Raw genomic sequence first — 19514 nt, 5'->3', positions numbered from 1 at the left:
AGACCGACTGAAGGAACCATGAGCCGATCAGCCTCGCGACTCACCCGCATACTCGCCTGCGCAGCCGTTCCGGTGATGCTCGTCGTCGCCGGCTGCTCGTCCGACTCCGACAGCAAGGGCGAGGCGGACGCCTCCTCCACCGGCCCGAGCGTCAAGGCGACCCCGACCGTCCCGCCCGCCAAGTACAGCGAGCTGCCGAAGGCCTGCAAGACGATCGGCGGCAAGACGGTCGACTCGCTCGTCCCGAAGGCCAAGAGCAAGGGCGGTACGGAGGGCAGGTCCAGCGACATCGCCAGCCGCTCCAGCTGCTCCTGGAACGGTCTGGACGACAAGGGCGTCAAGGGCTCGCAGTACCGCTGGCTCGACGTCTCGATGCGACGGTACGACTCCGACGTGGCGCGCGGCAGCGGTGCCCAGCTCGCCGGGAAGTACTACACCACGGAGGTCTCCGACGCCCAGGGCACGGAGGGCGCCAAGGACGTCAAGACGGCCCCGGCGAGCGGTATCGGCGACCAGGCGACGACGGTCACGTACACGCTGAAGAAGGCGGGTGCGGAATTCGCGTACGCCATGGTCGTGGCCCGTACGGAGAACGTCACGATCACCCTCACGTACAACGGTACGGGCTACGCGGGCGCGAAGTCCCCGAGCAGCGCCGACCTGGCGAAGGACGCGGTGAAGGCGGCCAAGGAGGCGGTGGCGGGCATCACCGAGGGCTCCGCGCAGTCGTCCGGCTCGTCGGGCTCGTCCGGCTCCGAGGAGTCGCCCAAGGCCGAGGAGTCCCCCAAGGCCAAGGAATCCGCCAAGGAAACGTCCAAGGCCAGCTAGGGTCTTTCGTTTGGATCAGGCCGGATCAGGGAGCGGGGTCTGGTGCCGTGGATCGCAAGGCGGAGGAGTGAGGCGACGCGGAGCGTCGTGGAGTGACGACAACGCGGCGAGGCGCGGCACCAGGGCACGCGAGCCCGGCAAGATCCAAACGAGAGGCCCTAGGCCTGGCGAGGGCGAACCTCACCGGCAAGCTCACGGCCCGAGAGCCGTTTTCTCCCCTTATCCCACGGAGCCCGGTCCTCCCCCAAGGCCGGGCTCCGCTCCCCCGCGACGGCGGCATCCGTACACATGTGCCACGCTGTGCCCGTCGGCTGTCGGGCTGTTGGGTCCGGACACGGCGACATACGGGGTCGAATACGGGAGGGGATCGCGGGTGGCCGCGATGCAACTGACACGCACGCACCGCATACTCATCGGGGTCGTGGTCTTCGGAGCGGTGATCATCGCCGCGATCGGTTTCGCGGGGTCCTACACCGCGGTACGCGAACTCGCCGAGGCCAAGGGCTTCGGGACGTTCTCCATCGTTTTCCCGATCGGTATCGACGCGGGCATCTGCGTCCTGCTCTCGCTCGATCTCCTCCTCACCTGGCTGCGCATCCCGTTCCCGCTGCTGCGCCAGTCGGCGTGGCTGCTGACCATCGCCACCATCGCCTTCAACGCCGCGACCGCCTGGCCCGACCCGCTCGGCGTCGGCATGCACGCGGTGATCCCGATCCTCTTCATCGTCTCCATCGAGGCGGCGCGCCACGCGGTCGGCCGGATCGCGGACATCACGGCCGACAAGCACATGGAGGGCGTACGGCTCACCCGCTGGCTGCTCTCGCCCGTCCCCACATTCAAGCTGTGGCGCCGGATGAAGCTGTGGGAGCTGCGCTCGTACGAGCAGGTCATCAAGATCGAACAGGACCGGTTGGTCTACCAGTCGCGCCTCCAGGCCCGGTTCGGCCGCAACTGGCGCCGCAAGGCGCCCGTCGAGGCGCTGATGCCGCTGAAGCTGGCGAAGTACGGCGTACCGCTCGCCGACACCGCGCCTTCCGGGCTGGCCGCCGCCGGGATCGAACCGGTGCTGCTGCCGCCCGCGCCCACGCCCACGCGGGCCGAACTCCCGCAGGGGCAGGCCTCGGAGCAGGTATCGGAGCAGGTACCTGACGAGGCGCAGGCGCAGGCATCGGCGCCGACGCCGACGCAGGAAAAGCCGAACCTGGTGAAGCAGTCTCAGCCCGAGCAGACACAGGCACAGGCCCAGCCGCAGCAACAACAGCAACAACCGGCCCAGGAACAGCAGTCGCAGGTGACTCCCCAGGACCAGACCCAGGACCAGGACCAGACGCAAGCTCAGGACCAGCCGCAACAGCAGCAGTCCGCGGCCAGCCCGAGCCCGTGGTTCGCGGCGCCGCAGGTTCCGGAGGGCGCGTACGAGGGCGCGTACAACCCGACGTACGTCGAGGGCCTGGAGCCCACGCCGGTGATGATCCCCTCGGGCCCCGGCCGCTCCCGCCCGCTCGGCGGAGTGGTGCCCGGCCAGCGCACGGACGGCTCGTACGCGCAGAGCCCGTACGCACAAGGACCAGCACAGGGACCGGCGCAGGGCCCGTACGCACAGGGACCGGCACAAGGACAGCAGCAGGCCCAATACCCTCAGCAGGCCCAACAGGCCCCGGAGCAGCAGCAGTACGGCCCCGAGCAGTTCGGCCGGCCCGAGCACTTCGAGCCGCGGTCCGACAGCCAGGACCAGCTGGAGGAGCTGCCCGTCCCCGGCCTCCCCGACGACCTCTCCCGCGAGGAGGCGTACTTCAACGCCTTCCGGAAGTACGTCAGTGAGCACGGCGACTTCCCCAACGGCCGCCAGTTCGGGCTGTACTTGATGGACCTGTACGGCATCACCGGGCGCACCGGCGGTCCGCTGAGCGAGAGTTCGCTCCGGCCGTATCTGCGCGACTTCCGCTACCGCTACCAGTCGGAACTGGACTCCTCCGAGAACATCGCGTAGCGCCAGTCACACCACACACACATGGCGAAGGGCCCCCCTCGGTTGCACGAGGTGGGGCCCTTGCCCTTCAACTAACCGGCCGCCCGGAATCCGTCTCTCAGGCGCCGAGCAGCTTCCGTACCCGGTCCGCCCCCACCGCCAGCAGCAGCGTGGGCAGTCGCGGCCCGGTGTCCCGGCCCACCAGCAGCCGGTACAGCAGCGCGAAGAAGGTCCGCTGCGCGATCTTCAGCTCCGGTGTCGGCTTGGCGTCCGCCGCCAGGCCCGCCATCAGCTTCGGCACGCCGTAGACGAGCGTGGTCAGCCCGTCCAGCGACCAGTGTCTGTCGAGACCGTCCAGCAGCAGCCGCAGCGACTCGCGCCCCTGCTCGTCCAGCGAGCCCAGCAGTTCCTGGTCGGGCTCGGCGCGCACGATGGTCCGGGCCTCGGCGGGCACCTGGCTGGTGATCCAGTTCTCGGCGCGGTCGAGCCGGGGCCGCGCCTCGTCGAGCGAGGTCAGCGGGTGCGCCGGGTCCAGCTCGCTCAGGATCCGCAGGGTCTGCTCCTCGGCACCGGCCGTGATGTCCACGACCGAGGCCAGCGTGCGGTACGGCAGCGGGTGCGGCGTACGGGGCAGCGGTCCGGCCGCCGTGCCCGTGGCGCGCGCGTACGCGGCGGCGTCGGCGGGCAGTACGGAGCCGTCGGCGACCTTGCGCTCCAGCGCGTCCCACTCGTCGTACAGCCGCTGGATCTCCTGGTCGAAGGCGATCTTGAACGACTGGTTCGGCCTGCGGCGCGCGTACAGCCAGCGCAGCAGCGGCGCCTCCATGATCTTCAGCGCGTCGGCCGGGGTGGGCACGCCGCCCTTGCTGGAGGACATCTTCGCCATGCCGGAGATCCCGACGAAGGCGTACATCGGGCCGATCGGCTGCACGCCGTCGAAGATCTCGCGCACGATCTGCCCGCCGACGACGAACGAGGACCCGGGCGAGGAGTGGTCGACGCCGGAGGGCTCGAAGATCACGCCCTCGTACGCCCAGCGCATCGGCCAGTCGACCTTCCAGACCAGCTTCCCGCGGTTGAACTCGCTCAGCAGCACGGTCTCGGTGAAGCCGCACTCCCCGCAGGTGTAGGCGAGGGCCGTCGTCTCGTCGTCGTACGAGGTGACGGTGGTCAGGTCCTTGCCGCAGCCGCCGCAGTAGGGCTTGTACGGGAAGTAGCCGGCGGCGCCGCGCCCGTCGTCCTCGGCCGCCGCGCCGGAGCCCTCGGCGGCCTCCAGCTCGGCCTCCTCGGGCTTCTTCTGCTGCCCCTTGCCCTTGCCGCCCGTGGCCCCCGGCTTGTCCTTGGTCCGGTAGCGGTCGAGGATCGCGTCGATGTCCGCGCGGTGCTTCATCGCGTGCAGGATCTGCTCGCGGTACACCCCGGAGGTGTACTGCTCGGTCTGGCTGATGCCGTCGTACTCGACGCCCAGCTCGGCCAGCGCCTCGGTCATCGCGGCCTTGAAGTGCTCGGCCCAGTTCGGGTACGCGGATCCGGCCGGGGCGGGCACCGAGGTCAGCGGCTTGCCGATGTGCTCGGCCCAGGACGCGTCCGTACCGGCGACACCCGCCGGCACCTTGCGGTAGCGGTCGTAGTCGTCCCAGGAGATCAGGTGCCGGACCTCGTACCCACGCCTGCGGATCTCGTCCGCGACCAGGTGCGGGGTCATGACCTCGCGGAGATTGCCCAGGTGGATCGGGCCGGAGGGGGACAGTCCGGAGGCGATGACGATCGCGGGGGAGGCACCGGAAGAGGATGCGGGTGACTGTTTCGTGCCGGGCGCACGTCGCTCCGACTCGGCGATGACATCGTCAGCGAAACGGGAGACCCAGTCGGTCTCGGTGCTCGGAGCCACGATCGGCACGTCCTTCTTTCTCGTACGCCTGCAAAACCGGCGGATGCCATTGTCCCAGGTACCTCCGGCAGAGCGAAAATGGCTTGTTGCCCCATGGGATACTGGGCGGGACTTCTCTCCGCACCCAACAGGAACGGCACCAGCCCATGGCCCCGGTCACTTCCCTCGCCTCGACCGTCGATCAGCGCATCGCGGACGCCCTCTCGGCAGCACTGCCGGAGGCCGGTTCCGCGGATCCGCTGCTGCGACGGAGCGACCGCGCGGATTACCAGGCCAACGGCATCCTGGCGCTCGCGAAGAAGCTCAAGGGCAACCCGCGCGAGCTGGCGGCCCAGGTCGTCTCGTCCCTCCCCGCGGCGGACTCCGACGGGGTGATCAAGGAGATCGAGGTCTCCGGACCCGGCTTCCTGAACATCACGGTCACGGACCGGGCGATCATCGAGACCCTCGCGGCGCGCGCCGCCGACGACCGGCTCGGTGTCCCGCACGCGGAGCGTACGGGCACGACCGCCATCGACTACGCGCAGCCGAACGTGGCGAAGGAGATGCACGTCGGGCATCTGCGGTCCGCCGTGATCGGCGCGGCGATGGTCGAGATCCTGGAGTTCATGGGCGAGAAGGTGATCCGGCGCCATCACATCGGCGACTGGGGCACCCAGTTCGGCATGCTCATCCAGTATCTGATCGAGCACCCGCACGAGCTGGACCACCAGAGCGGCGACGGCGACAACGGAACCGGCGCGGACATCGACGGCGAGACCGCGATGTCCAACCTGAACCGGCTCTACAAGGCCTCGCGGGCGATCTTCGACTCCGACGAGGAGTTCAAGGCGCGCTCCCGCGACCGGGTGGTGGCCCTCCAGGCCGGCGAGAAGGAGACGCTGGACCTGTGGCAGCGGTTCGTGGACGAGTCGAAGATCTACTTCCACTCGGTCTTCGACAAGCTGGACATGGAGATCCAGGACCCCGACATCGTGGGTGAGTCCGGCTACAACGACATGCTGGAGGAGACCTGCCGGATCCTGGAGGAGACGGGCGTCGCGGTCCGCTCCGAGGGCGCGCTCTGTGTCTTCTTCGACGATGTGAAGGGCCCGGACGGCAACCAGGTCCCGCTGATCGTCAAGAAGACCAACGGCGGTTACGGCTACGCGGCCACTGACCTCTCCGCGATCCGCGACCGGGTGCGGAACCTGGGCGCGACGACCCTGCTGTACGTGGTCGACGCGCGCCAGTCGCTGCACTTCAAGATGGTCTTCGAGACCGCCCGGCGGGCCGGCTGGCTGAACGACGAGGTCAAGGCCGTCCAGCTGGCGTTCGGCACGGTCCTCGGCAAGGACGGCAAGCCGTTCAAGACCCGTGAGGGCGAGACCGTACGGCTGGAGGACCTGCTGGACGAGGCGGTCGAGCGGGCGACGGCGGTCGTACGGGAAAAGGCCGAGAAGGCCGGTCTCGGCGAGCAGGAGATCGTCGAGAACGGGCGGTACGTCGGTATCGGCGCCGTGAAGTACGCGGACCTGTCGACGTCGGCGGTACGGGACTACAAGTTCGACCTGGACCAGATGGTCTCGCTGCACGGGGACACGTCGGTCTACCTCCAGTACGCGTACGCCCGGATCCAGTCGATCCTGCGCAAGGCGGGCGACGCGAAGGCGGTCGCCCACCCGGAGCTGACGCTGGCCCCGGCCGAGCGGGCGCTGGGCCTGCACGTGGACCAGTTCGGCGAGGTCCTGGCGGAGGTCGCGTCGGGCTACGAGCCGCACAAGCTGGCGGCGTACCTGTACCAACTGGCGTCGCTCTACACGACGTTCTACGACCAGTGCCACGTACTGAGCGACGAGAACGCGCCGGAGCTGGTCGAGAACCGCCTCTTCCTGTGCGACATCACGGCCCGCACGCTGAAGCAGGGCCTGTCCCTGCTGGGCATCCGGGCGCCCGAGCGCCTGTAGAGCCTGATCCCGCCCCACCGCAGCCGGTGGGGCGGGATCAGGCCCTGGCCGGGAGCAGGGTTGGACGGTCGCGCGGTCCGGCGAAGGGCGCGCGACCGCACCTCTGACACCTCCCGCGCTCCCTCGTGCCACCACTGCGCCACAACACCCCCTGCCCATCGCCCGTCACCCTCCCGTACATTTTAGTGACAGTAAGTCACTGCCATGTACGAGGAGACACCATGAGCGGTAGTCACAGCGGCAAGCCCGACACAGCCGAGAGCGACGGCCACAAGCCCGACAAGCCAATCCCTCCGGCCGATCCGAAGCGTCCGGAAACACCGAAGAAGTGAGCAGAGAAAGCTCTCCGGCCACCCTCGCCCAGCAGTTGACCCACGCGGGCCACCTCGCGCCCGCATGGCGCGACGCGTTCATCCGGGTCGACCGCAAGCGGTTCATTCCCGACCGCATCTGGATCCGTGGCGAGGGCGGCTATCACCCGCTCAACCGCACTGCCGGCCCCGACCGTTGGCACGCCCTCGCCTATGACGACCAGGCGCTCGTCACTCAGGTCGAGGACGACGGCACAACAGAGGACGACGGCGCCGAGGACGGCGACGATGCGAGCGGCGACGGCCGCGAAGGCAACACCCACCGGCCCGCGCTCATCCCCTCCAGCTCGGCGAGCATGCCGCGCATCGTCGCCATCATGCTCGACGCCCTCTCCGTGACCGACGGCCAGAGCGCGCTGGAGATCGGCACGGGCACCGGCTACAACGCCGCGCTCCTCGCCGAGCGGCTCGGCGAACAACACGTGGTGTCCGTCGAGTTGGACCCCCGTATCGCCGACATCGCGCGAGCGAACCTGAAGAACGCGGGCTACTCCCCCACGGTCGTCACCGGTGACGGCTCTCTCGGCTGCGCCGCGTACGCGCCGTACGATCGCGTCATCGCCACCTGTGCGCTCCACACGGTGCCGTACGCCCTGGTGGCGCAGACCGCCCCCGGCGGAGTGATCGTGCTGCCCTGGGGAACGGGCCTGTACAACGGTGTTCTCCTGCGCCTCACCGCAGGTGACGACGGCACCGCGAGCGGTCCCGTCATCGGCGACTCCGCCTTCATGTGGAACAGGCTCGAAGCTCCCCGACGCGACGTCATGGCCACCGTCCAGGACCAGGACCAGGACCAGGACCAGGTCCGGCACCGGGCCACCACCACACGCACCGGCCTCGACCCGCGCCGCGTCTTCGGTGACGAAGACGCGGCGTTCACAGCGGGCGTCCTGGTCCCCGACTGCCGCTACAGCGTCGGCCACGGACCCGACGGCGAGTTCACCATCTGGCTCGCCGACCATTCCACCGGCTCCTGGGCCTGCGTCGACTACGTCCCCGGCGCCGCCGAGTACCGGCTCCGGCAGTACGGCCCCCGCAGGCTCTGGGCCGAGGTGGAGGCCGCGTACGCCTGGTGGGAGAGCGCCGGATCACCGGAGCGGACCCGGTACGGCCTCACTGTCACCCCCACCGGCCAGCACCTCTGGCTCGACGACCCCGGGCAGCTGGTTCCTCAGAGGGGTTAGGGTCTTTCGTTTGGATCTTGCCGGGCTCGCGTGCCCTGGCACCGCGCCTCGCCGCGTTGTCGTCACTCCACGACGCTCCGCGTCGCCTCACTCCTCCGCCTTGCGATCCACGGCACCAGACCCCGCTCCCTGATCCGGCCTGATCCAAACGAAAGACCCTAGCCGTCCGCCCCGATCCTCCGCCGGATCCGACCCGAAAGGGGATATTCCCGCTCTTGTGGGGTCTTTTGAGCGGCTTCCGAACGTCGCCCGTCACGAATGTCGGAGTGAATGGAGCGGGCGAGATCGGTGACATCGTCGATGCCGATGATCCAGTCGTGGACGTAAAGCTCCACGGCCTCTCCGGAGAGGCCGATCTGAATCGCTCTTGTGGGAAGCGGATCAAGGGACGGCGACCGGTCCGGATCCCATTGGACACGCACCGGGCTTTCCTTTACCTCCTCCAGCCAAGTCCCCTTGTCAGGGTGCACACGACGATCGAAGTGGCTCAGTGACGAGTGGTTCAGTGCCCACTCAAAACCCGCTCGGGTGATCTCCACAGCGAGCACATGCTCCTGGTTCGGCTTGGTAGCCCACCCCGATCGGTACATCATCCACAGGAAAGAGGGCTTGATCCAGGTCATCCGCTCTTTCTTGAACGGAGCCACAAAGGTCCCCGCCTCCACGGCCCGCCCCGCGATCTCCTGCGGGTACGCCTGGTACACCGTGATGCTGGATTCCCCGTAGACGGCCCTCACCCGTCGCTGCTGCCGCTCCGCCTCGGGCTCAGGGTTCATCAGAATTCCCGTCCGCGACCTCTGCCGCCCACGCGGCGGACCGCTTGATGGTGGGGCCGTCAACATGCAGGGCACCGGCTGCGTAGGCAGCCCAGAGCAGGTCCTGGCAGCCGAAAAAGGACTCTAGAGAGAGGACGGGCGGCGCAGATGCGACGCTCGGGCGATTCTGTATTCGCTGAAATTCGTCCGCCAGACTCTTGCCGCTATGCATCATCGTGGACAGCATCACCCTTCTCGGACGACTCGCCCTGATCCGGGATCGGTGTACCGTCCGACAACGAATTCCCCGGCCCGTCGGGGACCCGGCTCCCGGGTGCGCGGGCGCGTGAAGGGGGACAGCCCGCTGCCCCCGGCATGTTACCGAGGGGCAGCGGGCTTTCGCGGCAGAGGATCAGCGGGAGGTGTCCCCCGCCGAGCGGCGACCGGTCAGCGGTTCCAGATCTGGTAGACGGTGTTGGGCTCGCCGTCGCACCAGACTTCCTTGTACCCGTTCTGCTGGGCGTACGGCAGCTCCTCGGCCTCGCACGCCTCCTTCGACGGGTACTTGAAGCCGCCGGCGATGATCCAGCCGTCACCCGGAGGAGGGGTGGCGGAAGCAGTGGTGGCGGTCAGCGGAACAGCGACCGCCGCAGCGGCGACCGCAAGGCCGACACCAATACGAGAGCGCATGGACTTCATCATTCCTCCATGTGGTAGAGCCAACTTCAGGTGTCTCGCGCGCGGTTCCTCCGCCGAGGAGCTGGGCCAGAAGGCCATCAGCTTTGCGCGCGTTACCCAAAGGGTCAGATGCAAACTCCGCGTCGGCGGTTCCTGCCGCGCCAGAACTTTCCGACATCGGCCGCCCCCCGAGGCGGAGTTGTCACCTGCGAAAGGGACAGAGGGGGACAGCTCGCCGCCCCCAGCGGGTCAGCGCACCCAGATTTCGTAGACGGTGTTGGGCTCCCCGTCGCACCAGACTTCCTTGTACCCGTTCTGCTGGGCGTACGGCAGCTCTTCAGCCTCGCACGCCTCCTTCGACGGGTACTTCCAACCGCCGGAGATGACCCAGCCGTCACCCGGAGGAGGGGTCGCGGAAGCAGTGGTGGCGGTCAGCGGGACGGCGACCGCCGCAGCGGCGACAGCCAGGCCGACGCCGATACGGGAACGCAGGGACTTCGTCATTGTTCCTCCATGGGTAGAGCCAACTTCCAACGTCCCGCGCACAGTTCCTCCGCAGAGGCACCCCGGCCAGGAGGCCATCGGCTTTGCGCACGCGACTCAGGAAGTCAGATGCAAACTCAGCGTCGGAAGGTTCATGGTGCGGCAAGAATTTCTGAGATCGATCCTCCCCGAGGGCCGTCCCGTGCCCACTCATCGAGCCACCTTCGGCCAAGTCGATCCGTGAGGAACGTCCGTGTCAGACCGTGCGCCGAGCCTCGTCCTGGCTGTTCGTGCGGCGGCGGAGCTGCGGCGTCGGTCACAAGCCGGTGCTGTCGGTTCGCTGTTGGTGGCTTGTCGGCAAGGGGCTGGAACCTTGCTGGAGACCCCGCTGGAGGCACCCCATGAGACGTGTCCCGTCTCGAATGATCTGGTTCCGAGCTGGGCTACCGACGTGTGGCGACCAGTTCATTTGAGACGTGGGCATGCCAGGACCTCGGGATGTGGTCCGAGCCGGGAGGATGCGAGGTCCGGCTTTCCGGACCAGGGCTTCGGTGCAGCCGACCGCCCATCCTCCGCCTCGACCCTTGATTCATCTATCGAAATTCGATAGATTTCCATCGCGACTCGATGGAAGGATGAGATATGGGACAGCTGGCAGTGCGTGCGCTTCGCGCCGTGCTCGTGGTGGTGCTCGCCGGCACCCTGTTCGTGCAGGCATCAATGGTGTGGGTGTTGGCCAGCGGGAGCGATCCGGAGGACGGATCGCTCCCGCTGACCGCGCTGCGCGTGATCACGATCCTGGGCATGGGCTCGGCCCAGGTCGCCCTGGTCGCCGTATGGCGGCTGGTGACGATGGTGCGACGTGGAACCGTGTTCTCCCCTACCGCCTTCCGGTACGTGGACGCCGTGATCGGCGCGATCGTGGCGGCTGCCCTCCTGTGGTTCGCGGTCACGGCCTTCAACGCGCCGGGCCAGCGGGACGACCCGGGCGTCACCGTCATCATGGGCGGGGTCGGCGTGGCCATCCTGGGGGTCGCACTCATCGTGCTCCTGTTGCGGATGCTGCTCGCCCAGGCCGTCGCGCGCGACGTCGAAGCGGCCCAGATGCAGGCCGAGTTGGACGAGGTGATCTGATGCCGATCGTCGTCGACATCGACGTGATGCTGGCCAGGCGGAAGATGTCCGTGGGCGACCTCGCGGACCGCATAGGGATCACGCCCGCCAACCTGGCGGTACTCAAGAACGGCCGCGCCAAGGCGGTGCGTTTCACGACGCTCGCCGCCCTCTGCGAGGTGCTCAAGTGCCAGCCGGGTGACGTGCTGCGCTGGGAGGCCGAGGACGCCGCAGGCGAATGACGTCCCCCGGCGGGCGTGAAAACGCCTGGTACCACCGGCCCGGCCAACTCGCGGGCGACTCTTCAGCGCGCGCCCCGCAGCCGGGCCGCCTCTTCCCTCAGCCAGGGCAACGCCTCGTACAGCGCGGCACCGGGGCAGGTCGTCTCGTACTCGTCCCGGTGCCCCGAGATCACATTCAGCTCCACCGGCGTCCCCTTCGGATACCGGCTCTCACCGCTGCTGGAGACCATCCGCGTCCGCCCCTTCGGGTCCACCCCGGCGCGGAGCTTCCACGCCGCCACGGTCGCGATCGCCCGCAGCATGGCGCGCGGGACCTCCTGCCCCTCCTCGAAGTGCCCGAGAGCCGCGATACCGACGCTCCGGGCGTTGAACCCCTTGGTGTGCGACCCCTTCACCGCCAGGTCGACCCCACCGGCCCGCCCCTCGTAGATGGTGCCGCAGCGGTCCACGACGAAGTTGTAGCCGAGGTCGTCCCACCCCATGTCGTTGATGTGGTGCTTCTCCATCGACAGCAGCATGGCGGGCACATCGGCCACGCAGTCGTAGTTGTTGGAGTGCAGGGTGTGGTGCAGGAACACCGCCTGTACGGACCCGGTGTACACGGGCTTCTCCCGTACCGCCTTCTCATCCGCATGCCACACCTGCCGCCCCACGATGGCGGGGCGCGGCGCGGCGGGAAAGGCACCGGCCTCGCGGTGCCGTGGGAGCGGCGCACGGTGTTCGGGCGCGGCGCACGTCACCAGAAAAGCCACTGACCAAACGGCTGTCGCCAGCTTGAGCCTGCGGGGCCACATGGGCCCAGCGTGCGCCCGCTCCCGCCGTATCGGGCATCTGTACGCGGCCAGTCAGGTGAACGGCGGCGTCCCGGCGGCCGAACGCCCGGGTGCGGGTCTCCAGCAGCTCGCGGATCTGATGGTCGCTGTCCGCCGTCATCGCCGTGCCACCTGACGGCCGAGGGCGTCCAGCCAGTCGCCGGTACCCTGCTCGCGCCATTCGGGCTGTTCCTGGTCGTCCAGGAAGGTGCCCTGTTCGGTGAGGACCAGGCGGGTCCCGTCGCCGTGGTGGGCGAACCGCACCGTGGTCAGCGACACGGTCGACAGGACCTCGTCGGTGAACAGGGCCGTGGTGTAGACGATGCGCTCATCGGGGACGATGTCGTGGTACTCGCTCCTCGCGACAAGGGCGACCCCGTCGCCTCCGTGCACGGCCTCGGTGCCGCCGACCCGGAAGTCCAGCGAGTAGCGGCCGTCCTCGGCCGCGAACCACTTCGCCTTCGTGTCGCGGTCGGACCAGGCCGCGAAGACCGCGGCGGGCGAAGCGCCGTAGGTCCGCTCCAACGTGAACGTGCTGTGTTTCACCGAGTGGTCGGTCATGATCCTGACTCCTTCGACTGGTCGTCGAGGACCGCGCCGAGGCGGTCCAGGCGGTGCTCCCACGCCGTGCGCCGACGCTGCAGCCACGCCTCGGCGTTGCGAAGGCCGGCCGGATCGATCTGGCAGGTGCGGACCCGTCCGACCTTCTCCGACTGCACGAGCTCGCTGTCCTGCAGCACCCGTAGGTGCTGGACCGTCGCGGCGACGGTCACCCCGAGCTGGGCCGCCAGCTCGCTCACGGTGGCCGGGCCGCGGGTCAGGCGCTCGATCACCGCCCGTCGGTTCGCGTCCGCGAGCGCGTGGAACACCCGGTCCGCCACCTCCCCCTCATACTTAAGCATGCGCTTAACTTTAGCCACCAGGCCCGCAAAGTCAAGTAGGGGCTTAAGTTTCTGGTCCGCCCGGTGGCGGGCGGACCAGCGGGATGACGTGGCCCGACAGCCTGCCGACCCGTGCGCAAGATGAGCCGAGATACTCCAAAATGCACACGCCGACCACGGCGTGCCGACACCGACAACACGGTGAACCCTTCAAGGTCACAGCACCAGCCGTCCCGTACCACCGTTCCAGGCACCTGCTGTTTCCGCAGGTCAGATGGCATTCCACCGTTCCGGCGTCCCGACCTCCCCGTCGAAGCTTGCGGCCCGGACCGGGCACGCCGAAAGCTGTGACCAGACAGCGGCACCGGCCCGGCAGCATCGGCCCGGACAGCACCGGTCGCCCACCGCGACCCCGCCCTCCCGCCGTCTCCACGCTGCCACTCATCACTCCGCTCCACACAAAAACGGGAAGAAGAAGAAACCATGCGTAAGAACCGCCTCCGCACCACCGCCCTGGCCGCCACCGCCCTCGTCGCCGCCCTGTCGCTGACCGCCTGCACGGACTCGGGTGCCGCGAAGTCTGGTTCTTCTTTGAACGGTTCTTCCTCTTCCGCCGACAACACCACCAACGCCTCCAACGCCTCCAGCACGTCCGACTCATCCGACGCGTCCGCCGCAGACAACGGACAGAGCAGCGACGCCAAGGACTCCGGCACGAAGGCCCAGGGCGGCACCAGCAGCACGGGAACCGCGGGAGGCTCCGGCGCCGATGTCGGCAACGGCGAGCGGGCCGAGGTCGGGCAGGCCTGTGGCGCCAACGACATCAACTGGAGCACCCGGGAAGAGAGCCAGGCCGGCGGCTACATCCTGATCATCGCCAAGGCCAAGCCGGGCATCACCTGCACCCTGCCCGGCACGTACCCGGTCGTCGCCTTCGGCTCGGGCGGCATCGAGGCGCGCCCGGCGGAGCATTCGGTCGGCGACGAAATCACCCTGAGCGGCAAGACCACCGCCTACGCCGGGATGAACCCGAAGACCACCAACAACAACGACGGCATCGAGTTCGAAGACATCATCGTCGCCGTCGACCAGGGGGACCCGAACCCGGAGTCCCTGCCGGTCGGCGCGATCACCGTCGACAAGCCGATCGTCACCAACTGGCACACCAACCCGGCGGACGCGGTTCCCTTCAGCTAGTCGGACCCACATCGCACAGAACGGGCGGGCCTCCGCGACCGATCACACCGGTCACGGCGGCCCGCCCGTCCGCGTCACACCTGCCCCACGCCCGGCAGTACGTCCCCAGGCGCGACGCCGATCCGCAGGCATTCGTCCGTGTACACCATCAACGCGGCCCGCAGCACCTCGTCGTCACCGTCCTCCCGCACCGCGAACTCGCACCACACCACCTTGCCGGGCTGCCGTTCGTTCACGCCCCACTTGTCGGCGAACGCCGCGACGAGCAACAGCCCACGCCCGCCCTCGTCGTCCTTGTCCGCCTCCGTCGCTTCACCGACCTCCGGGACGCCACCGCCGCTGTCGTGCACCTCGATACGGAGTACGTCACCGTCGTACCGCATACACAGCAGGAACCCGCGACCGGGCGGCACCCCGTGCACCAGGGCATTGGTGGCCAGCTCACTCACGCACAGCAACGCGTCATCCGCGCGAGTGCCCACGGACAGGCCCCAGTCGACCAGAGCCCAGTGAGTGAACTCCCTGGCTGCGGGGATGGACCGGCGATCACGGCGGAAGAACCTCTCCCGGAGAACCGGGGGTCGAGTTGTCTCATTCACAAGACGATCGTCGCGGAGCGTGACTAGTGTTGAGCAGCGAGCGAACCCGTACAAATCTCGTGTACGGGGTTACGTGAGATCAAGTACGCGCAGATGTGGGGAGTTGGACGAGCATGGACCCCAGGAAACGTCCCCGGAAGAAGAATGCCTCGGCGATGAAGTTGCTGGGCGCGCAATTGGCGACTTTTCGCCGGGCGGCGGGCTATACGCAGCGCTCCCTCGGCGAACGCGTGGTCGCGGACGAGGAGACCATCGCGTCGATCGAGCAGGGCAGACGCCCGCTGAAAGCGGACCTCGCCGAGACGCTGGATCAACTGCTCGACACCAAAGGGGTGTTGTCGGTCGGGGTGGACAACATGCCGGAGATCGACCAGTTCCCGCAGTGGGCGGAGGAGTACGTGGACCACGAGCGCGAGGCGATCTCCCTGTCGTGGTTCGAGAACCAGGTGATCCCCGGACTGCTCCAGACCGAGGCGTACATGCGGGAAATCTTCGGCACCCGCGTTCCCGCGTTCGACGAAGACGAGATCGAAACCAAGACCGCAGCTCGTATGGAGCGCCAGGAGATCCTGCAACGCAAGGTCCCCCCGACGCTCAGTTTCGTTGTCTGGGAGCCAGCTCTCCGGTTCCCTCTGGGCGGTCCCAAAATCTACGTTGACCAACTGAAACACCTGCGCGCCTGCCTCGAACTACCAGGCCTCTCACTGCAGATCCTGCCACTGGACCGTCCGTCCCATGCCGGGATCAGCGGCCCCTTCGTAGTGCTGGAGACACCCGACCACCAGCACCTCGCCTACGCCGAGTCCCAGCAGGGCAGCCACTGGGTCTCCGACCTCGACAGGGTGTCCACCATGTCCCGCAAATATGCGATGCTGCGGGCACAGGCCCTCACCCCCGAGGACTCCAGGGGCCTGCTGGACCGTCTCCTGGGAGAGCAATGAACATCGCACTTCAGTGGTTCAAGTCGAGCTACAGCAGCGACGAGGGCGGCGACTGCCTCGAAGTCGCCTACACCTGGCGCAAGTCCAGCTACAGCACCGAGCAGGGCGGCGCCTGCGTAGAGGTAGCCACCTGCCCCCACACCATCCACGTCCGCGACTCCAAGAACCCCACCGGCCCCGCCCTCGCCCTGGCACCCGCCGCCTGGGCCGACTTCACGGCGTACGCGGCCAACTGATCGCGCTGATCACGTCGATCGCGGCAGAACCGATCACGTAAACCCCGCAACCTTTCCGCCCCCGGCGGCGACATCCGGCTGACGACAGCTCCACCCCACACTCTCGTCAGGAGTTCCGGATGCCCCCCACCAGTCCCAGCAGCCCCAACCCCAGCCGCAGACGTTTCCTCCTCGGCACGACCGCCGCGCTCGGCGCGGGCGCGGCCGGTACCCTCGGCCTCCCCGGTACCGCGAGCGCGGCACCGCGTCTCGCGACCGGCACGCTCTACATCGCCAGCGACTCCACGGCCCAGACGTACAACTCCAGTTTCTACCCGCAGGCGGGCTGGGGTCAGATGCTCCCCGGGTTCTTCACCTCGAACATCACGGTCGCCAACCGCGCGATCGGCGGCCGGAGTTCGCGTTCGTTCATCGAGCAGGGCCGTCTCGCCGCGATCCACCAGGTGATCAAGGCGGGCGACTACCTCTTCGTACAGTTCGGGCACAACGACGCCACCGTCGGCAACGCCGAGCGCTACACCTCGCCCGCCGACTACAAGGAATACCTGCGCAACGACTACATCCGCGCCACGCGTTCGCGCGGCGCGACGCCGGTCGTCGTCACGCCCGTATCCCGGCGCTCGTACAACGCCTCCACGGGCCAGTTCAACGTCTCGTTCCCCGCGTACGTGGACGCGGCCAAGGCCGTCGCCGCCGAAGAGCGAGCCCCGCTGGTCGACCTGTCGGCGCTCAGCCGTACGTATCTGAACGGCGTCGGCATCGAGCCGTCCAAGAAGCTCTTCCTCTGGCTGAGTCCGGGCCAGTACCCCAACTTCCCGAACGGCGTCTCGGACGACACCCACTTCCAGCAGAACGGCGCCACCCAGATGGCCCGCCTCGTCGCACAGGCGGTGTCCAAGCTCGGGCTGCCGCTGTCCGGGGAAGTGAAGCCCGCCGCTCTCTGAATCCCGCGTCCCGCATCCCGTATGCCACGGCGCCGTGCTTCGATGGCGCGATGGATCACACCCCCGTACACACACCCGTACAACTGCCCGTCCTGCACTGGGGTCGACAGGACGCGCCCCGGCGCGTCCTGTTGCTCCACGGTCTCACCTCGGCGGCGGCCTGCTGGTGGCACGTGGCGGATGAACTCGCCGACGCGGGCTGGTCGGTCACCGCCCCCGACCTCCGAGGGCACGGGCTCGCGCCACGGACCCGACGCTATGACATCGACGGGTTCGTGGCCGACGTGCTGCTCCTCCGGCCACCCGCTCAGCCGCACGGAACACCGGCGTGGGATCTCGTCATCGGGCACTCCCTGGGCGGTCTCGTCGCCACCGCCGCCGCGAGCGCCGACCACGGCTGGGCCGGCCGGCTTCTGCTGCTCGACCCCGTCATCACCGTGCGGGAGGAGGCGGTCGAGGGCTTCGTCCGCTCGATCTCCGCCGAGGTGCGGGACGCCGACCCGGAGGAGATGCTCAGGGAGAACCCGCGCTGGCACCCCGAGGACGCGTATCTGAAGGCGCAGGCCGCGCGCCGGACGACGCCGTACGTGGTCGAGACCTTCCTGCGGGGCAACGCCCCGTGGTCGTACGAGAAGACTCTGGCCACGTATCCGCACCCCGTCACCGTGCTCGCCGCCGACCCTCTCCACTCCCCCGCCTTCACCGCCGGGGAGGGCCGCCGCATCCAGAGCATCAAAACGGACTTCCACTGGTCGGTCGTGGAAGGAGCGGGCCACTCCGTCTACCGGGACAACCCCGCCGCCGTGACGGCGGCGGTGCGGACATGACCCGGCGCGTCAGCCCGTCTCTTCCCTCAGCCACTCGGGACCACCGATCGGGTAGTTGTACGTCGGCCGGCCTTGCGATCCGCTCGTACGGAAGGGCTGTCCGTTGTTGTCCACGCGGAGCGTGCCGCGCCGGTCGCCGCTGGACCACTCCAGCTCCAGGTACCAACTGACGTCCCGTGTCGAGACGTTCGCGGTGACGTAGAAGACCTCCGGATCCGACTCGCTCACCTTGTACGGGAAGCCCCGCTGCCCGGCCTTCGGCACGGTGACGGGATGGCCCGCGTCCAGATCGACGTCGAAGGACTTCGTGGAGACGTCGCCGCCGCAGGCGGAGAACCCGCCGTAGACGTTCCAGGCGAGCGGGGCACCGCTCTTCACCACGCGTACGTTCAGCGCTTGGAGGACGACCGTTTCGCTCGTCCTTCCCTGCAAGGTGAGTTCGAGCAACTGATCTCCCGCCGGGACGCCACCGAGCGCGCCGACCCAGCCGGGCGCGTCCTGCTCCGAGGGCGGCGGAGGAACGTCCTCCGGCGGACTGTCGACCAGATAGTGCGGGCCGCAGGGATCCGCGAACGCGTACGGCCGCGTGGCCACCGTCACCGGCACCGCGCCGCTCTGCGCCTCCTCGCCGCCGGAGGTCCGGCCGGCCTCGGGCGCCTTGCTCCCGGCGGCCGGTCCCGACGGGTTCGCGCCGCCGTTCGCACCGCCGGAGGGCGAAGCGGAGGCGGACGAAGAGGCGGACGCCGACGGCGACTTGCCGCTCCGCGACGGTGTCGGCGACGGCGAAACGCGATCGGCGGGGCCTTCCCCCTGAGCGCCGTCGCCCACATCCTTCGCGGCGACGGACGTGTCGTCGTCCGTCAGCGCGCCCCAGGCCCCGAAGGTGGCGCCGGATACGGCTACGACGGCGACCAGGGCGGCGGCAGCGAGGACAAGTCTCTTGCGTCCGGGGCGAGTACCCGGCGCGCGGGGATCGCCCTTTGCGGTGACGGTTACGTCGGTACTCGGATCGGGCGCCGAAGAGTCGGCCTGCCCGGCCTCCGCCTCGTCGGGGTCCGGGCCCTCGGCAGGCACGGCGGCGGGGGTCGTATCGGGGCCAGGGACCGTGTCGGCGGCGGGGGTTGTATCAGCGACGGGGGCCGTATCGACGGCAGAGGTCGTTTCGGCGGCGGACGGCGCGGCCGACCGTGCCCGGCGGCGGGCCTCGTCCGCCAGGATCCACCGCCGGTGCAGGGCGACGAGTTCCTCGCCCTTCGCACCGCACAGCCGCGCGAACCGCTCGACCGGGGCGAACTCGGCGGGCACGGCGTCGCCGTTGCAGTAGCGGTGAAGCGTGGACGTACTCACATGAAGCTTGCCGGCGAGCACCCCGTAACTCTGCCCGGAACGGGCCTTCAACTCCCTGAGCAATCGCGCGAAAGCCTCGGCTTCGGTGGTCGCCACCTGTCGTTCCCCTCCTAGGGCCCTCGTCTGGACCGTCCCAGGAACGCGTTCCGGGGGCAGGACATCTCCCCAGGTCAGACCATGCGCAGGCGTTCCAGCTTCCCTCATTGTCCCCTGTCGATTGCGGTCGCTTCCCACCGAGGCGCAGGGTGAGCGCAGCACCGGCCGAACGGG

The 19514-nt window shown here is 68.7% G+C and carries 21 protein-coding genes; 12 read left to right on the top strand and 9 right to left on the bottom strand.

Annotated elements, in window-relative coordinates; genetic code table 11:
* The first annotated feature begins 18 nt into the window (after positions 1 to 18).
* Both ACIQD6_RS33625 and ACIQD6_RS33620 read left to right on the top strand, forming a co-directional pair.
* Positions 19 to 828: a DUF3558 domain-containing protein gene (locus tag ACIQD6_RS33625; protein WP_401890144.1), complete on the top strand. Its 810-nt coding sequence runs from the start codon at positions 19 to 21 to the stop codon at positions 826 to 828.
* Between the two features lie 373 nt (positions 829 to 1201).
* Positions 1202 to 2818: a DUF2637 domain-containing protein gene (locus ACIQD6_RS33620; protein ID WP_401890142.1), complete on the top strand. Its 1617-nt coding sequence runs from the start codon at positions 1202 to 1204 to the stop codon at positions 2816 to 2818.
* 97 nt (positions 2819 to 2915) lie between these two features.
* On the opposite strand, the gene lysS is transcribed toward ACIQD6_RS33620, so the two are convergent.
* Complete coding sequence (lysS, locus tag ACIQD6_RS33615; protein WP_401890140.1) at positions 2916 to 4688, bottom strand: lysine--tRNA ligase; 1773 nt, start codon at positions 4686 to 4688, stop codon at positions 2916 to 2918.
* Positions 4689 to 4834: 146 nt separating this feature from the next.
* Here lysS and argS point away from each other — a divergent pair, with 146 nt between their 5' ends.
* Both argS and ACIQD6_RS33605 read left to right on the top strand, forming a co-directional pair.
* Positions 4835 to 6634 carry an arginine--tRNA ligase gene (argS, locus tag ACIQD6_RS33610; RefSeq protein ID WP_401890138.1) on the top strand — a complete coding sequence of 600 codons (1800 nt, stop codon included), beginning with the start codon at positions 4835 to 4837 and terminating at the stop codon, positions 6632 to 6634.
* Between the two features lie 328 nt (positions 6635 to 6962).
* Entirely contained in the window at positions 6963 to 8189 is a 1227-nt protein-coding gene (locus ACIQD6_RS33605) for a methyltransferase domain-containing protein (RefSeq protein ID WP_401890137.1), read from the top strand.
* A gap of 158 nt (positions 8190 to 8347) precedes the next feature.
* Here ACIQD6_RS33605 and ACIQD6_RS33600 read toward each other — a convergent pair whose 3' ends face one another.
* From ACIQD6_RS33600 to ACIQD6_RS33590, 3 genes are all read right to left on the bottom strand, one after another.
* Positions 8348 to 8965 (bottom strand): DUF4291 domain-containing protein, encoded by a 618-nt coding sequence (locus tag ACIQD6_RS33600; protein ID WP_401890135.1) that lies wholly within the window; start codon positions 8963 to 8965, stop codon positions 8348 to 8350.
* A 426-nt stretch (positions 8966 to 9391) separates the two neighbouring features.
* Complete coding sequence (locus tag ACIQD6_RS33595) at positions 9392 to 9634, bottom strand: hypothetical protein (RefSeq protein WP_401890132.1); 243 nt, start codon at positions 9632 to 9634, stop codon at positions 9392 to 9394.
* Positions 9635 to 9871: 237 nt separating this feature from the next.
* A complete protein-coding gene (locus ACIQD6_RS33590) occupies positions 9872 to 10126 on the bottom strand; it encodes a hypothetical protein (RefSeq protein ID WP_401890131.1) in 255 nt (84 codons plus the stop codon).
* A gap of 621 nt (positions 10127 to 10747) precedes the next feature.
* On the opposite strand from ACIQD6_RS33590, the gene ACIQD6_RS33585 reads away from it, so the two are divergent.
* A complete protein-coding gene (locus ACIQD6_RS33585; RefSeq protein ID WP_401890129.1) occupies positions 10748 to 11239 on the top strand; it encodes a DUF2975 domain-containing protein in 492 nt (163 codons plus the stop codon).
* Positions 11239 to 11460 carry a helix-turn-helix domain-containing protein gene (locus ACIQD6_RS33580; protein WP_401890128.1) on the top strand — a complete coding sequence of 74 codons (222 nt, stop codon included), beginning with the start codon at positions 11239 to 11241 and terminating at the stop codon, positions 11458 to 11460. The genes ACIQD6_RS33585 and ACIQD6_RS33580 overlap by 1 nt, the downstream gene beginning before the upstream one ends.
* A gap of 62 nt (positions 11461 to 11522) precedes the next feature.
* Here ACIQD6_RS33580 and ACIQD6_RS33575 read toward each other — a convergent pair whose 3' ends face one another.
* Positions 11523 to 12254 carry an N-acetylmuramoyl-L-alanine amidase gene (locus ACIQD6_RS33575; protein WP_401890126.1) on the bottom strand — a complete coding sequence of 244 codons (732 nt, stop codon included), beginning with the start codon at positions 12252 to 12254 and terminating at the stop codon, positions 11523 to 11525.
* On the opposite strand from ACIQD6_RS33575, the gene ACIQD6_RS33570 reads away from it, so the two are divergent.
* The gene (locus tag ACIQD6_RS33570) at positions 12253 to 12408 is read left to right on the top strand and encodes a hypothetical protein (protein WP_401890124.1); all 156 of its coding nucleotides are present in this window, start codon (positions 12253 to 12255) and stop codon (positions 12406 to 12408) included. The genes ACIQD6_RS33575 and ACIQD6_RS33570 overlap by 2 nt on opposite strands.
* On the opposite strand, the gene ACIQD6_RS33565 is transcribed toward ACIQD6_RS33570, so the two are convergent.
* A complete protein-coding gene (locus ACIQD6_RS33565; protein ID WP_401890121.1) occupies positions 12390 to 12833 on the bottom strand; it encodes an SRPBCC domain-containing protein in 444 nt (147 codons plus the stop codon). The genes ACIQD6_RS33570 and ACIQD6_RS33565 overlap by 19 nt on opposite strands.
* Positions 12830 to 13174, bottom strand: a complete 345-nt coding sequence (locus tag ACIQD6_RS33560) for an ArsR/SmtB family transcription factor (RefSeq protein ID WP_401890118.1) — start codon at positions 13172 to 13174, stop codon at positions 12830 to 12832. The genes ACIQD6_RS33565 and ACIQD6_RS33560 overlap by 4 nt, the downstream gene beginning before the upstream one ends.
* A gap of 462 nt (positions 13175 to 13636) precedes the next feature.
* Here ACIQD6_RS33560 and ACIQD6_RS33555 point away from each other — a divergent pair, with 462 nt between their 5' ends.
* Positions 13637 to 14350 (top strand): hypothetical protein, encoded by a 714-nt coding sequence (locus tag ACIQD6_RS33555; RefSeq protein WP_401890116.1) that lies wholly within the window; start codon positions 13637 to 13639, stop codon positions 14348 to 14350.
* 74 nt (positions 14351 to 14424) lie between these two features.
* Here the strand turns inward: ACIQD6_RS33555 and ACIQD6_RS33550 are convergent, their stop codons facing one another.
* Positions 14425 to 14949: an ATP-binding protein gene (locus tag ACIQD6_RS33550; RefSeq protein ID WP_401890113.1), complete on the bottom strand. Its 525-nt coding sequence runs from the start codon at positions 14947 to 14949 to the stop codon at positions 14425 to 14427.
* A gap of 113 nt (positions 14950 to 15062) precedes the next feature.
* Here ACIQD6_RS33550 and ACIQD6_RS33545 point away from each other — a divergent pair, with 113 nt between their 5' ends.
* The 4 genes from ACIQD6_RS33545 (at position 15063) to ACIQD6_RS33530 (ending at position 17897) form a co-directional block, all read left to right on the top strand.
* Positions 15063 to 15890 (top strand): Scr1 family TA system antitoxin-like transcriptional regulator, encoded by an 828-nt coding sequence (locus ACIQD6_RS33545; RefSeq protein WP_401890110.1) that lies wholly within the window; start codon positions 15063 to 15065, stop codon positions 15888 to 15890.
* Positions 15887 to 16126 carry a DUF397 domain-containing protein gene (locus tag ACIQD6_RS33540; protein ID WP_401890108.1) on the top strand — a complete coding sequence of 80 codons (240 nt, stop codon included), beginning with the start codon at positions 15887 to 15889 and terminating at the stop codon, positions 16124 to 16126. The genes ACIQD6_RS33545 and ACIQD6_RS33540 overlap by 4 nt, the downstream gene beginning before the upstream one ends.
* Positions 16127 to 16245: 119 nt before the next feature.
* Entirely contained in the window at positions 16246 to 17070 is an 825-nt protein-coding gene (locus ACIQD6_RS33535) for a rhamnogalacturonan acetylesterase (RefSeq protein WP_401890106.1), read from the top strand.
* A gap of 50 nt (positions 17071 to 17120) precedes the next feature.
* Positions 17121 to 17897 (top strand): alpha/beta fold hydrolase, encoded by a 777-nt coding sequence (locus tag ACIQD6_RS33530; protein WP_401890104.1) that lies wholly within the window; start codon positions 17121 to 17123, stop codon positions 17895 to 17897.
* A gap of 9 nt (positions 17898 to 17906) precedes the next feature.
* Here the strand turns inward: ACIQD6_RS33530 and ACIQD6_RS33525 are convergent, their stop codons facing one another.
* Positions 17907 to 19340, bottom strand: coding sequence for a helix-turn-helix domain-containing protein (locus ACIQD6_RS33525; RefSeq protein ID WP_401890101.1), 1434 nt, complete (start codon positions 19338 to 19340; stop codon positions 17907 to 17909).
* Between the last annotated feature and the right edge of the window lie 174 nt (positions 19341 to 19514).

This window comes from Streptomyces sp. NPDC088400 (assembly GCF_044753355.1).
Taxonomy (GTDB): domain Bacteria; phylum Actinomycetota; class Actinomycetes; order Streptomycetales; family Streptomycetaceae; genus Streptomyces.
This window is presented reverse-complemented; position numbering and strand designations above follow the sequence as displayed.